This window comes from Roseomonas sp. E05 (assembly GCF_030063475.1).
Taxonomy (GTDB): domain Bacteria; phylum Pseudomonadota; class Alphaproteobacteria; order Acetobacterales; family Acetobacteraceae; genus Pseudoroseomonas.
On record NZ_JASIRT010000031.1, the window covers coordinates 42372 to 55890 of the forward strand.

At 70.7% G+C, this 13519-nt stretch carries 11 protein-coding genes; 8 read left to right on the plus strand and 3 right to left on the minus strand.

Annotation, left to right across the window (positions count from 1 at the left end; genetic code table 11):
• Positions 1-108: 108 nt before the first annotated feature.
• Together QMO56_RS21775 and QMO56_RS21780 are read left to right on the plus strand one after the other, a co-directional pair.
• Entirely contained in the window at positions 109-894 is a 786-nt protein-coding gene (locus QMO56_RS21775) for an IclR family transcriptional regulator (protein ID WP_283529331.1), read from the plus strand.
• Between the two features lie 241 nt (positions 895-1135).
• On the plus strand, positions 1136-1582 hold the full coding sequence (locus QMO56_RS21780) for a thioesterase family protein (RefSeq protein WP_283529333.1): 447 nt from the start codon (positions 1136-1138) through the stop codon (positions 1580-1582).
• 4 nt (positions 1583-1586) lie between these two features.
• Here QMO56_RS21780 and QMO56_RS21785 read toward each other — a convergent pair whose 3' ends face one another.
• The gene (locus QMO56_RS21785) at positions 1587-2597 is read right to left on the minus strand and encodes a dihydrodipicolinate synthase family protein (protein WP_283529334.1); all 1011 of its coding nucleotides are present in this window, start codon (positions 2595-2597) and stop codon (positions 1587-1589) included.
• Positions 2598-2733: 136 nt separating this feature from the next.
• On the opposite strand from QMO56_RS21785, the gene QMO56_RS21790 reads away from it, so the two are divergent.
• Positions 2734-3366, plus strand: coding sequence for a hypothetical protein (locus QMO56_RS21790; protein WP_283529335.1), 633 nt, complete (start codon positions 2734-2736; stop codon positions 3364-3366).
• 31 nt (positions 3367-3397) lie between these two features.
• Here the strand turns inward: QMO56_RS21790 and QMO56_RS21795 are convergent, their stop codons facing one another.
• Together QMO56_RS21795 and QMO56_RS21800 are read right to left on the minus strand one after the other, a co-directional pair.
• Positions 3398-4993 carry an ABC transporter substrate-binding protein gene (locus QMO56_RS21795; protein ID WP_283529336.1) on the minus strand — a complete coding sequence of 532 codons (1596 nt, stop codon included), beginning with the start codon at positions 4991-4993 and terminating at the stop codon, positions 3398-3400.
• 63 nt (positions 4994-5056) lie between these two features.
• On the minus strand, positions 5057-6790 hold the full coding sequence (locus QMO56_RS21800) for a M28 family peptidase (RefSeq protein ID WP_283529337.1): 1734 nt from the start codon (positions 6788-6790) through the stop codon (positions 5057-5059).
• A 236-nt stretch (positions 6791-7026) separates the two neighbouring features.
• On the opposite strand from QMO56_RS21800, the gene QMO56_RS21805 reads away from it, so the two are divergent.
• The 5 genes from QMO56_RS21805 to QMO56_RS21825 form a co-directional block, all read left to right on the plus strand.
• Positions 7027-7713, plus strand: a complete 687-nt coding sequence (locus QMO56_RS21805; protein ID WP_283529338.1) for a GntR family transcriptional regulator — start codon at positions 7027-7029, stop codon at positions 7711-7713.
• Positions 7714-7806: 93 nt separating this feature from the next.
• Positions 7807-9414 (plus strand): ABC transporter substrate-binding protein, encoded by a 1608-nt coding sequence (locus tag QMO56_RS21810; protein WP_283529340.1) that lies wholly within the window; start codon positions 7807-7809, stop codon positions 9412-9414.
• 11 nt (positions 9415-9425) lie between these two features.
• Complete coding sequence (locus tag QMO56_RS21815; protein WP_283529341.1) at positions 9426-10295, plus strand: alpha/beta hydrolase; 870 nt, start codon at positions 9426-9428, stop codon at positions 10293-10295.
• A 2-nt stretch (positions 10296-10297) separates the two neighbouring features.
• Positions 10298-11905 carry a gamma-glutamyltransferase gene (gene ggt / locus QMO56_RS21820; RefSeq protein WP_283529342.1) on the plus strand — a complete coding sequence of 536 codons (1608 nt, stop codon included), beginning with the start codon at positions 10298-10300 and terminating at the stop codon, positions 11903-11905.
• Positions 11906-12429: 524 nt separating this feature from the next.
• A partial coding sequence (locus QMO56_RS21825; RefSeq protein WP_283529343.1) for a glycoside hydrolase family 26 protein occupies positions 12430-13519 on the plus strand: 1090 nt, incomplete at its 3' end.

Genomic DNA, 13519 nt, shown 5'->3' on the forward strand with positions numbered 1-13519 from the left:
GGAGAGGCCGTCCGGGCCCGGAGCCGCCGTATTACATTGTAATATCAAAAATTATACGGCAATATGCCGGAAATCTGTCAAGCGCCCGCCGGGAGAGAATGGAACCGCATGCGAGAGGATGCCCTGCTGGTCGGCTCGGTGGAGAAGGCGTTCCGCGTGCTGCATGCGGTGCGGGAGGGGCCGGGGGCGATGAGCCTCAGCGAGATCGCCGCCGCCTCCGGCCTCGACAAGAGCGCCGCGCAGCGCTTCAGCCACACCCTCTGGCGTCTCGGCTACCTGGAGAAGGATGAGCGCACCCGCCGCTTCAGCCTCGGCCGCCAGGCGCTGGAGACCGCCTTCCACTATCTTCGCACCACGCCGCTGGTGGAGGTGGCGATGCCCGTGGTGGCGGAGTTGCGGCGCTCCTGCGGCGAGCGGGTCAGCATGAGCCTCTGGGAGGACACCTCGCTGATCTACGTGATCCGGCAGCAGAGCAGGCGCGAGTACTTCTGGTCCTCGCTGGTCGGCCGACGCGTGCCGCTGGTCAGCACCGCCGGCGGTCGCGCCATCCTGGCATCGCTGGCAGCCGAGGAGGCCGAGGCGCTGGTCCGCCGCGCCACCCCCGCCGCGCTGACCCCCCGCACCCTGACCGACCCGGCGGCCATCCTGGAGCAGGTGCGGCAGGCGCGCGCGCAGGGCTATGCCATGGCAACCGAGGAGGTCTCGGCGGGCGAGGTGACGCTGGGCGCCGCCATCACCCGCGCCGATGGCCGGCCGGTGGCCGCCTTGCACATCGCCGGCTCGCTCAGCGAGTGGAAGCCGGAGGCCTTCGCGGCCAGCTTCGCGCCGCTGCTGCTGGAGGCGGCGCAGGGGCTCAGCCGTGCGGGAGGCTCCGCCGCGCGTGCCGGAAGGTGAAGCCCGGATCGCGAGGCGAAGAAAAGCTCGGGGGGTCCGAGGCAGTGCCTCGGACCCCCCGAACCCCCTCCTTTTTCTTTCGGTTCTTCGGACCCGCCTGTGGCGAGGGTATCCCTGACAGGCCCCACCCCGGCGCGAGCGCCTGCACCGGGCGCGGCCAAACTGATAGAAAAAAGAAGAGGGGGCCTGGGGGAGAATTCATTCTCCCCCGGCTCGCCCGGCCAGCGTAGAGGACAGGCGCATGTTCAGCTCAGCCGAAATCGGCCGCGTGAAGCCCGAATGGGTCGATCACTACGGCCATATGAACCTGGCCTACTATGTGGTGGCCTTCGACCTGCTCACCGACGCCGTCTGGCCGCAACTCCATCTCGGCCCCGCCTTCCGGGCGCGCGGCCTCGGCACCTTCGCGGCCGAGAACTGGGTGGCCTACAGGCGGGAGATGACCGAAGGCATGGCCTTCGGCGGCACCAGCGAGATCCTGGACTTCGACGCCAAGCGGCTGCTGCTGCGCCATCGCCTGCTGCATGCCGGGGAGGGATGGGAGAGCGCGGAGTGCGAGCTGCTCTTCCTCTGCGTGGATCTGGAGCGCCGCAAGGTCGGCGCCTGGCCGGAGGACGTGCTGGCGGCCTTCGCCGCCGCACCCCGGGGCGCCGCGCCGCGGCGCCTCCGGCTGAAGCGCGGCGGCTGAGCCGCTACTTCGCGGGCGCCGGCGCCTTCAGCAGCCCGACCTCCGCCAGGAAGCCGCGCAGCATCTCGGACTGCGCCGGGGTGAGCGGCCAGGCCGAGGGCGGGCGCGTCGCGCCGCAATCCTGCCCCATCATCGCCAGCGCCGCCTTCACGCCGGTGACGTTGGTGCCGTTCATCTCCTGCGCGCGCACCGTCTCGAACACCGCCATGCCGGCGATCAGGCGGCGTGCCTCGGCATAGTCGCCCGCCTCCAGCGCCGTGTGGATGGCCACCGAGCGCTCCGGCCAGACATTGATCAGCCCCGAGGTGAAGCCGCGCGCGCCCACCGCGTAGAAGGCCGGCGCCCAGACCTCGGCCAGCCCGCCGACCCAGATGACATGCTCCGGGCTCGCCGCCATCGCCTCGGCCAGCTTCAGTGGATTGGGCGTCGCCCACTTCACGCCGACCACGCCCTCCAGCGCGCAGATCGCGGCGATATTGGCGGTGCCGATGGCGTCGTTGCGGAGATAGAGCACGATCGGCAGCCCGCCGCCCGCGTCCTGCACCCGCTTCACATACTCGATGATGCCGCGCGGCGAGACGAAGGGGTCCGGCGGCTGGTGGATCATCAGCCCCGCCGCGCCCGCCTTGGCCGAGGCGCGCGCCAGCGCGCAGGCGTCGTGCACCGACTTGCCGATGCCCGCCAGCAGCGGCGCCCGCCCGGCGATGACCTGCGCGCAGTCGGCGACGAAGGCTTCGGCCTCGGCGGTGGTGAGCCCGTAGAACTCGCCCGTGTTGCCGTTCGCCACCAGGATATGCACGCCGGCATCCACGGCGCGGGTGACGATCGGGCCCAGGCGCCGCGTGTCGAGGCTGTCCTCGGCATCGAAGGGCGCCACCAGAATCCCGGAGATGCCGGTCAGGGACTGCGTCAGCCTGCTACTCGCCATTGGTCTCTCCTTGTCGTGCCGTACCACCGCCAGGGGAGCGCCGCCCCATTCCTGGCAGGTGATCACGTCGTCAGACAACCCGGTCATACCGCCAAACCGGCGGTCCGCGAAGGGGAGGCCCGATTTGGGGCCGGGCAATCCCCGTCGGCCGCTTTCCGCGCGACCCGGCCGCTGCCGCGTGGCAGGATGCCTCCCCGTCGCTCCGAGTCCCCGTGAGGCGCCGATGACACCGGCAACGGTTCCGCATCCCGACAGGCGAATGGCACGCGGCAAGGGCCGCCTCCCCTGGCTGCTGCTGGGCACGCTGCTCATGCTCGGCGGCTGCGCGGGCGGCTTGCCGCCGCCGCCCGCGGTCCGCCTGCCGCCGGATGCCGTCGAGGGCGCCGGCGACCCGACGCGCGGGGCCATCCTCAGCACCGCCTACGCCTTCGGAACGCCCTCGAGCCTGGCCGGGCGCCCGGCCGAGGCGGCGCGGGCCGTCGCCAACTACGAATATCTCACGGTCGAGATCCCCACCGGCCCGCGCTGGGTGGGCTTCTCGCCTCTGGTCGGGGTGGAGCTGCGCCGTGGCCTCGCGGAGATCCGGAACGTGGTCGGGATCGCGCCCGGGGCGCCGCCCCAGGCGGTGGTCGATGCGCTCTACGCCGCCGCCCGCGCCCTGCGCGCCGGCGATGCCGCGGCGGCGCGGCAGATCCTCGCGCCGCCCCTGTTTCCCGCCGGCGGCGAGGCGATGCTGGCGCGGCTGGCGAACCTGCCGCGGCTGCCGCAGGCCAGCTTCGCCGCCTCCCTTGCCGCCAACGAGCTGAACCGGCAGGACCAGCAGGGCGGACGCTCGGGCATCTGGCCGGGGTTCTGAGGCCCGGCCGACGCCGCGAGGCGGGCAGCCCTCAGGCCGCCCGCCGCAGATTCCAGAAGATGGGAAAACCGGTGACGCGGCCCTGCAGGGTCTTTTTCAGCGCGGTCATCCGGTAGAGCGACCCCAGCGGGATGCAGGGCAGCTCGTCCATGCCGACAACCTGCATCTCGCGCGCGATGCGCTGCTGCGCGGCGAGGTCCGGCGCGTCCAGCCAGGCGTTGCGCAATGCCTCCAGCCTCGGCACGTCGGGCCAGCCGAACCAGGCGTCCCTGCCGTTGCCGCGCAGCAGGCTGTGGGTGCCTGGATTCTCGAACCAGAGCCCCGGGAAGGCCCAGCAGGTGACGGACCAGCCGCCGCGCTCCACCGGCTCCATCGAGCGGCGGCGCTGCGTGACGGTGGCGGAATCCACCAGCGTCGCCTCGAAGTCGAAGCCGAGCCGGGGAAAGAGGTCGACCGTCACCTGGGCCATGGCGGCGGTCACGGTGCCCTCGGCCGGGCCGAGCAGGCGTACCTTCTCGCCGGCGTAACCGGCTTCCTTGATCAGCCGCCGCGCGAGGTCGGGGTCGCGCGGGCCGAGCAGGGGGGCGAGGCCGGCATCGCTCGCCATCGGCGAGCCGGGCGGGAAGAAGCCGGTGCCGATCGCGTATTGTGTCGGGTCGGTGCCGACGGCGGCCATGGCGAAGTCCGCCTGGTTCAGCGCCGGCAGCAGCGCCTGCCGCAGCTTCTTGTTGTCGAAAGGCGGTTGCAGGTGGTTGGGCCGCATCACCATCACCGCGGGCAGCAGCTCCATCCGCCCGACCTCGACGTCGCGGAAGCTGCGCAGCAGGTCGATCAGCTCGGCCGGCGGGGCGGCGTACCAGTCCACCTCGCCGGTCTGCAGCGCCGCGCCGGCGGTGGAGGCGTCCGGGATGTGGTGCCACTCCACGCGATCGAAATGGACCTGCTTCGGCCCGGCCGTCAGACCGCTGCCGCCATCGGGGGTGGGCACATAGCCGCCGAAGCGCTCATAGACCGTCTGCACGCCGAGCTGGTACTCGTCACGCTTGAAGACGAAGGGGCCGGAGCCGACGGTCTCGGTGATCGGCTTGCTGCGGTCGGTGCGGGCCACGCGCTCGGGCATGATGAAGGGCACCGGCGCCGTCGCCTGCGCCAGCACCGCCGCCAGCAGCGGGAAGGGACGCTTCAGCCGGAACTGGATGCGCCGGTCGTCCACCGCGCGCAGCTCGTCGAGGCTCGCCAGCAGCGTCTGCCCCATCGGCGCTGCCGGCATCCAGCGCTCAAGGCTGGCGACGCAGTCCTGCGCGCGCACCGGCTCGCCATCGTGGAAGCGCGGGCCGCTGCGCAGCGTGATCGTCCAGAGCCGGCCGTCCTGCTCGACCCGGTGGCCCTCGGCGAGCTGCGGGCGGGGCTGAAAGTTGCCGTCCAGCCCGTAGAGCGTGTCATAGACCATGTAGCCATGGTCGCGGGTGATATCGACCGTGGTCCAGATCGGGTCCAGGATCGCCAGGTTGGTGTAGGGCACGAAGCGCAGCACGCGCTGCCGCGCAGGCTGGGCGAGGGCAGGGTGCCCCAGGCTGGCGAAACCGGCGGCACCGAGGCCGCCGGCGAGGAATGCGCGTCGTTGCATCGTCAGATTCCCTTGTTGGCCACGGCGAAGGGCGCCGCCTTCCCCGCGGCACCGTGTTCGTCGTCAGGCCAGGGCGGTGCCGATCGCCTCCTCGGCGCGCAGCAGCCCATGCGCGATGCGGTTGGCGCGGCGGCGCAGCAGCGTGCGCGCCATGCGCGCGGCATCGGGCGCCAGGTCCTTCAGCGTCAGCGCCGGCGCCAGCCCCGGCAGCAGCCGGCTGGCGCGCCCGAGGTCGAAGTCGAAGTCGCTGCGGGCGTGGTGCATCATCGGGTTGAGGTGCCGGCCGAGGCGCAGCAGCAGCGCGTTTTGCCGGGCCGTGTCCACCGCCGGGCTGGCCGCCAGTTGCGCGGCGGCTTCGCGGAAGCGCGTCGCCAGCTCCGCCAGCCAGCCGATCTCCGGCAGGTCGGGCGCGGCTTCGGCATATTCGCGCAGCGCGGCGAGGATGTCCTCCGCCGCGCCGGCATAGTCGAGTGGAAGCCGCTCCGGGTTCACCAGCCCCTCGACCAGGTTGCGGTAGATCAGCGTGTCCGCGGCCAGGATCGCCGGGTCGCAGCGGTCGGCGGTGTCCTGCTCGGTCTGCCACCACCAGGCGAGCCCGCTGCCCGGCATGTGCTCCGGGCTGGCCGCGGGCAGGAAGGCGCTGACCTGCGCGGTGGCGAGGCCGATGCCGGAGAAGCTCTGGTCCGAGTTGCGGGCGGAGCGGCGAGGATCGACATACTTGTCCTGCCGCTTCAGCGCGCGGCGGACGAAGGCCTCCTCCGCCTCGGGCAGCGGCCCGGCGGTGGCCTCCAGCACGGCGGCGGCATAGGCCGCCAGCTCGCCCGTGGTGTTGCGCAGCGCCTTGGTGGTGGCACCCTTCACGCCGACGATATCGACGTTCAGATAGGCGATGGCGTTGTCATGAAGTTCCGTGCGGAACTGGTCGGCATACCAGGAGGAGCCGGCATAGCCACCCTGTTCATGCCCGGTCCACCAGCCGAAGCGCAGGCCGTAGCGCGGCGTTTCGCCGGCGGCGTAGAGCCGCGCCAGCTCCAGCAGCAGCGCCACGCCGGCGAGGTTGTCGGTCGCGCCATCGGCCCAGGTGCAGTAATGCGCGCCGAGCAGCACGAAATGCGGCTCACGCCCCGGGATCTCGGCGCAGGGCATGCGCACGCGGCGCCATTCGCGGCGGGATTCCGCGAGCAGCCGCACCTCGGCGCCCGCGCCGGCCGCGCGCAGCGCCGCCCCGTCCTCGCGCGAGACCTGCACCACCGGGATGCGCGGCAGCAGGTCCACCTCGTCCTGCCCGGTGGGGGCGCCCCAGATCGGCGAGGTCTGCACGTAATGCCGCTCCGGCCCGTGCGAGACGGCGATGACGCCCACGGCCCCGCCGCGCTGCGCCGCCATCACCGCGTCATAGCGCGGCAGGCCGTCGACCAGGGCGATGCGCCCGGCGAGGTCCTGGCCCTCACCAAGGGGCGCGCGCAGGCCCTCTTCCGGGCTGGGCGCGGCGAAGCCGACGCCGCTGGCGGCGAAGTCACGCGGCGTCTCCCCGAGCAGCGTCACCGCGCTGCGCTCCGGCCAGGAGATGAAGGCGTCAAATTCATGCACGGCGTGGCGGATGCCGGCACGGGCCAGCAGGCCGGTGATGTAGTCGCAGGCCCGCGCCTCGGCCGGCGAGCCCGGCAGCTTGCGCCCCATGGCGGCGAGGTCGGCGACGATGCGGTGCATCGCCGCGCCGTCGATGCCGGCCGCTTCCGGCCTCGTGGGGAGCGCGTCGCCGCGCCGCGGCGTTCCGCCGGTCTCGCTCTGGGTCATGGCCTGGGTCCGGTCCTCGTCTCTGCGGGGCGCCGCCGCCGCGCCCGGCTGGAAGGTGGCGCCATCCGGCCGGCTGGAGAGGCGACGGAGAGGGCAGGCGGCTCGCGCATTCGTGGAGCCTAAATTGGTACCAATTTTGGAGTCAATACGACCTCTGCCCTGACGAAGTCATGGCGACCGCCCCGGCGCTCGCCCTATATCCCCGCCGACCAAACCGGAAAGGAGACCGCTCCCGCATGGCCAAGAGCCCCATGGCCGACGCCGCGACGGAGAATGCCCTGCGTGCGCTGGAAACCGCCATCGCGCACGATATCCATGCCGGCCTGCTGCTCCCCGGCACCTGGCTGAAGCAGATCGACCTGCAGGAGCGCTACGGCCGCAGCCGGGGCGACGTGCGTCGCGCGCTGGACAAGCTCGTGGCGCAGCGGCTGGTCCAGCAGGTCCACAATTCCGGCTACCGGGTGCGCCCGCTCGACCCGAAGCAACTGGATGAGCTGCGGCAGGTGCGCCTGATCCTGGAGGGCGCGGCGGCCGAGACCATGCTGGGCCGCGCCGATGCCGCCACGCTCGCCCGGTTGCGGAACCTCGCCGAGGGCTTCAGCCTGGCGGTGGAGCACCGCTCCATCCTGGATCAGCACGAGGCCAACCAGGCCTTCCACGCCGCCCTGCTGGAGCTTTGCCCGAATGCCGAGCTGGTGCGGCTGGTCCGTGAGACGCGGCTGCGCCTGCCTTCCGCCCTGCTGACGCAGTGGCACGAGCGCGGCTGGGTGGAGGAATCCGCCCGCCACCACCACGCCATGGTGGATGCGCTGGAGGCGAATGACCGCGAGGCCTTCTGCGCCGTGGTGCGGGCGCATATCCGTCCCTCCTCGCGCGAGCTGGCCTTCAAGCTGAGCCGCGCCTGGGCGCCGATCGTCGATTGACACCAAAATTGGTACCAGTTCTGATGGGAGTCTGATGCGGCGGCATGGTCCGGTGTGCCGCCAAGCCCTCCCGACCAGCCAGGAACCACGTCCATGCAGGAATTCCGCCCCACCCGCCGCTGGCTGACGCGCGCCATGCTCGGCGCCGCCGCCGCTTCCCAGCTTCCGGGCTGGCTGGGCACCGCCATGGCCCAGGGTGCCGGCAGTGCCGCGACGCTGCGCGTCGGCATGGCCGCGCCCAACACCACGCTCGACCCGCATTTCCAGAGCAACGCGCCGAACAACGCGGTCGCCAGCCACATCTTCGACGCGCTGGTCACCAACGACGCGCATTCGGAATCGAAGCCCGGCCTGGCGGAATCCTGGAAGGTGCTGGACGACACGCACTGGGAGTTCCGTCTGCGCCCGGTGAAGTTCAGCGACGGCCGCGACTTCACCGCCGAGGACGCCATCGTCTCGCTGCAGCGCGCCAACGACCTGCCGAGCACCGCCTCCTTCCGCACCTATACGCGCAGCATCAAGGCGATGACGGCCAAGGACCCGCACACGCTGCTGATCGAGACCCACGGCCCCGATCCGCTGCTGCTGAACTCGCTCAGCCGCATCCGCATCATCAGCGCCGCCTACAAGGACGCGCCGACCGGCGACTTCAACAACGGCAAGGCGGCCATCGGCACCGGCGCGCTGGTGCTGAAGGAATACGTCCCCGGCAGCCATCTGCGGCTCGTGCGCAACGATGCCTGGTGGGGCGGCAAGCTGCCCTGGCAGGAGGTGGTGCTGCGCCTCGTGACCGATGACGGTGCCCGCATGGCGGCGCTGCTGGCCGGTGACCTCGACATCATCGAGGCGGTGCCGCCGGAGAGCGTCTCGCGCGTCAAGGGGGCCAGCGGCTTCCACCTGATCCGCGGCATCTCCAGCCGCTTCGTCTATTTCGCGATGGACCAGCACCGCGACGTCACCCCCTTCATCACCGACAAGGACGGCAAGCCGCTGCCGAAGAACCCGCTGAAGGACAGGCGCGTGCGGCAGGCCCTCTCGATGGCGATCAGCCGCGAGGCACTGGCCGAGCGGGTGATGGAGGGCAATGCCGTCATCGCCAGCCAGTTCCTGCCCAAGGGCGGCGCCGGCACCTCGGACAAGGTGGACGTCGTGCCCTACGATGTCGCGAAGGCGAAGGCGCTGCTGGCCGAGGCCGGCTATCCCGACGGCTTCCGCCTGACCGTCCACGGGCCGAACGACCGCTACATCAACGACGCCAAGATCGTGCAGGCGGTGGCGCAGATGTTCACCCGCATCGGCCTGCAGACGCGCGCCGAGGTGATGCCCTGGACGGTCTATTCCAAGCAGAATTCCAGCGGCGATTTCAGCCTCTCGCTCTCCGCCTGGGGGGTGAACACCGGCGAGACCTCGAACCCGCTGAAGGCGCTGGTCGCCACCTATGACCGCGCCGCCGGCATGGGCGCCAGCAATGCCGGCCGCTACTCCAACCCCGAGCTGGACGGCCTGGTGAAGCAGGCGCTCGCCACCATGGACGACGCGAAGCGCAACGCGCTGCTCGCCCGCGCCAGCGAGATCACCTTCACCGACTACGCCCTGCTGCCGCTGCACCACGAGGTCTCCGTCTGGGCGGCGCGCGAGGGCATCACCTACGAGACGCGCGCCGACCAGTACACGCTCGCCATGGGCATCGGCCGGGCCTGAGGAACATCGCCATGATCGACGCCAACACGACTCCCGAGGGGACCCCCGAGGCGACCGCGCGCGCCCGTGCCATCTACGATCTCGGCCCGACCGTGATCTTCGCCTGCAAGGCCGATCCGCGCTTCCAGTACTGCCTCTACGTGCCGCCGCAGGTGGGGAAGGGGGCGAAGGTGGAGCTGCTGGTGGCCGTGCACGGCACCGGCCGCACCAGCTTCCTCGATTTCCGTGACGGCTTCGCCGAGTTCGGCAAGTGGAACGACGTTGCTGCCCTCTGTCCGATCTTCCCCGTCGGCGTGCTCGGCGACGGCGCGCGCAGCGGCTACAAGTACATGCAGGAGGGCGACATCCGCTACGACCTGCTGCTGCTGAAGATGGTCGAGGAAGTCGCGGAGAAATACGACCAGGACTGGTCGAAATTCGCCATGTTCGGCTTCTCCGGCGGCGGGCATTTCACGCACCGCTTCGCCATCCTGCACCCGGAGAAGCTGTGGGCCGCCTCGATCGGCGCCTCCGGCTCCGTCACGCTGCTGAACCCGGACCGCGACTGGTGGGTGGGCATCCGCAACATCCGGGAGAAGTTCGGCATCAGCTTCGACGCCGCCGCCCTGGCGAAGGTGCCGGTGCAGATGGTGGTGGGCGATGCCGACCTGGAGACCTGGGAGATCACCCACAAGCCCGGCGGCACCTACTGGATGGAAGGCGCGAACGATGCCGGCCGCACCCGCCCCGAGCGCCTGCGCGCGCTGGCGGAGTCCTTCGGGAAGGCCGGCGTCAAGGTGCAGTTCGACCTGGTGCCCGGCGTCTCGCATGACCGGATCAAGGTGCTCGACCGCGTGAAGGACTTCCTCGCCGGCGTGCTCAAGACGAAGCGGGGCGGCTGACCATGCCCGGCATGATCGTGGCGCCGCAGCCGGAGGCGGTGGAGGCCGGCGCGGCGGTGCTGGCGCGCGGCGGCAACGCGGTGGACGCCGCCATCGCCTGCGCCTTCGTGCAGGGCGTGGTGGACCCGCTGATGTGCGGCATCGGCGGCTTCGGCTCCATGCAGGTCTATATGCCGAAGCGCGGCCAGCACGAGGTGCTGGAGTTCTACGCCCGCGCGCCCCTGGCGGCGACGCCCGACATGTGGACGGACAAGCTGCGCGGGCAGTCGCGCGACGGCTTCGCCTTCCTGCTGGAGGGCGGCATCAGCGAGCAGGGACCGCTCGCCGTCTGCACGCCCGGCAACGTCAAGGGCTATGCTGAGGCGCTCTCCCGCTACGGGACGCTGGACTGGGCCGATGTCATGGCGCCCGCCATCGCCCAGGCGAAGCGCGGCGTGATGGTGCGGCCGCACATGCACTGGTTCTGGACGCAGGACCAGTCCGGCAGCGGCCAGGTGAACACCGCCGACAAGCTGCGCCTGACCGAGACCGGCCGCCGCGTCTATTTCCGCCCCGATGGCAGCGCCAGGCGCCCCGGCGACATGCTGCGCAACCCGGACATGGCGCGCACGCTGGAGCGCCTGGCCCAGGGCGGGCCGGACCTCTTCTACCACGGCGAACTGGCGGAGGAGATGGCGGCCGACTTCGCCGCGCAGGGCGGCCTGCTCCGCAAGGAGGACTTTGCCGCCTACACGCTTTCCGTGGTGGAGCCGGTCTGGGGCTCCTATCGCGGTCACCGCGTCTCCACCAGCCCGCCGCCGGCCAGCGGCATGTCGATGCTGCAGATCCTGCACATGCTGGAGCATTTCGACCTGCGCACCCTCGGCCACAACAGCGCCGAGCATGTCCGCCTGCTGGCCGAGGCGATGAAGCGCATGACCATCGACAAGGACAATCACATGGGCGACCCCGCCTATGTGGACGTGCCGGTGGCACGCCTGATCTCGAAGGAGTACGCGGCGGAGCAGGCGGCGAGCATCCGCCGCGGCGAGCGCGCGCGAGTGAAGCGCCTCGACAGGTCCGAACGCGACACCACGCATATCTCCGTGGTGGACAAGGATGGCAACGCCGTGGCGTTGACCCACACGCTGGGCAGCCCTTCCGGCGCCATCACCGAGGGGCTGGGTTTCATCTACAACGGCACGATGAGCCGCTTCGACCCGCGCCCGGGCCGCGCCGCATCGATCGCGCCGGGCAAGCGCCGCGCCAGCTCCGCCGCGCCCACCATCGTCTTCAAGGACGATGCGCCGCACATCGTCATCGGCGCGCCGGGCGGCAGCTACATCGCGCCCGCTGTGGCGCAGGGCATCATGAACGTCATCGACTTCGGCATGTCCATGCTGGAGGCGGTGGCGGCGCCGCGCATCATGGCCGTCTCTGACAGCATCGATGTCGCCAACCGCGTGCCGCTGGCGGTGACGGACGCGCTGGAGGCCGATGGCTACACGGTCAAGCGCAGCCCGCAGAGTTACGCCTTCGCGGCGCTGCACGGCATCCGTATCCAGGCTGGCCGGCTGGACGGCGGCGCCGACCCGCAGCGCGATGGCATGGCGATGCTGGTGGCCGGGTAACGCAACCCGCGACGCCCGGCCGGGAACAGGCTGGGGGCTGGGCGGCATCGGGAGATCTCCGGCCGTCTGCCCCCCCCGCGGACCGGCCCTTCTCTCCCTGGCGCGGCTACCTCGGCGGGCACGACCTGCTGGTCGTGCGCGCCGCCTCTCGCCGCCTGCCCAGGCACTCAGGGGTGACTGGTTCTCGCCTCAGCCTCGCTGGCGCCTGAGGGCCTGATCGGCTTCCAGCGCGAGAACGGGGCGTGCCCTGGGGCGGGCCAGCCGCCTCGGAGCTGGCAGAAGCCGACACTTTCCTGAAATACCTTATTTTTCAGCACCCTGATACTGGGCGGAGGGGAGATTCCGCCTTCCCCACCAGTTCACGAAAGCGGTGTTCGGCGGCACGCCACCGGCTATCGGGAGGGTGTAATAAAATTTTCGTGAATCAACCTGGAGGCGAGTAACAAAGCCTTAATGATTTCTGCTCACATTTGCGTGAGCGGCCCAATGAGGGCGGCACCCCTTAGTCCCCTCGGAAGACCCCCATGACCGCTCTTGGCGTCTATGTTGGCAACAGCACCGCTGATCTGACCAAGTTCTCCTCCTGGCTGGGCGACAAGCCGGACTATGTCCATGGCGTGGTCGGCTATTCCAACTGGACGGACTATGTCTCCTCGGCGAGCTGGCAGGCGGGGCTGTGGAAGTCGACCGGCATTGACGTGCAGTGGTCGGTGCCGATCATCAGCAAGGAAGGCAACCTCGGGACCGCCGCCAGCGGCGCCTACAACACCTATTACAAGCAGGTCGCCGAAGCGCTCCTGAAGAACACCCCCGGCGACGGCCCGATCATGGTCCGCACCGGCTGGGAGGCCAACGGCGACTGGTTCTTCTGGAACGCCATCGGCAAGGAAGAGGCCTTCAAGGGCGCCTTCCAGCAGATGGCCAGCACCTTCAAGCAGGTCTCCGACCGCTTCCAGTTCGAGTGGAACATCAACCACGCCAACGGCGGCATCAATCCGGAGAGCATCTATCCCGGCGACGAGTATGTCGACGTCATCGGCATGGACTTCTACTACAAGCCGGAATACCAGGGCAGCGACCCGGTCAAGGCCTTCAACCAGATCCGCGACGAGAAGTATGGCCTGACCTGGCTGGAGAACTTCGCCGCCGCGCATGGCAAGCCCACCGCCTATTCCGAGTGGGGCGTCACCGGCAACAACGCGGCCCCCTTCGTGCAGCTCGCCAAGCAGTGGTTCGACAGCCACGACGTGGTTCTGCAGAGCTACTGGGACTCGGACTCCGCCTATCCCGGCAAGCTGTCCGACGGCACCGACGCGAACACCGGCGCCGCCTTCAAGACGGCGTTCAAGGACTGGGGCTCGGGCGACATGACCTGGGCGGATTTCGGGGGCGGGAGCAGCGCGCCGGTGCCGGTGCCGGAGGCCATGCCGGACGTGCCGACGCAGAATGGCGGCGACGCCACGGCGGGCAAGCCTCCCGGCGCCGATGACCCGGTCACCCCGCCCGCCCCGGTGGTGACCACGCCCGCCCCGAGCACGCCCGCCGCCCCGAGCGGCACGCCGGCGGCGAGCGCGGCGCCGGCCAAGGAGTTCTGGGGCAGCAGCGCCAGGGAGA

Excerpts from the sequence above, each read along its gene's own strand:
- QMO56_RS21775 (WP_283529331.1), top strand. The coding sequence starts at position 109 with ATGCGAGAGGATGCCCTGCTGGTCGGCTCGGTGGAGAAGGCGTTCCGC.
- QMO56_RS21780 (WP_283529333.1), top strand. The coding sequence starts at position 1,136 with ATGTTCAGCTCAGCCGAAATCGGCCGCGTGAAGCCCGAATGGGTCGAT.
- QMO56_RS21785 (WP_283529334.1), bottom strand. The coding sequence starts at position 2,597 with ATGACCGGGTTGTCTGACGACGTGATCACCTGCCAGGAATGGGGCGGC.
- QMO56_RS21790 (WP_283529335.1), top strand. The coding sequence starts at position 2,734 with ATGACACCGGCAACGGTTCCGCATCCCGACAGGCGAATGGCACGCGGC.
- QMO56_RS21795 (WP_283529336.1), bottom strand. The coding sequence starts at position 4,993 with ATGCAACGACGCGCATTCCTCGCCGGCGGCCTCGGTGCCGCCGGTTTC.
- QMO56_RS21800 (WP_283529337.1), bottom strand. The coding sequence starts at position 6,790 with ATGACCCAGAGCGAGACCGGCGGAACGCCGCGGCGCGGCGACGCGCTC.
- QMO56_RS21805 (WP_283529338.1), top strand. The coding sequence starts at position 7,027 with ATGGCCAAGAGCCCCATGGCCGACGCCGCGACGGAGAATGCCCTGCGT.
- QMO56_RS21810 (WP_283529340.1), top strand. The coding sequence starts at position 7,807 with ATGCAGGAATTCCGCCCCACCCGCCGCTGGCTGACGCGCGCCATGCTC.
- QMO56_RS21815 (WP_283529341.1), top strand. The coding sequence starts at position 9,426 with ATGATCGACGCCAACACGACTCCCGAGGGGACCCCCGAGGCGACCGCG.
- ggt (WP_283529342.1), top strand. The coding sequence starts at position 10,298 with ATGCCCGGCATGATCGTGGCGCCGCAGCCGGAGGCGGTGGAGGCCGGC.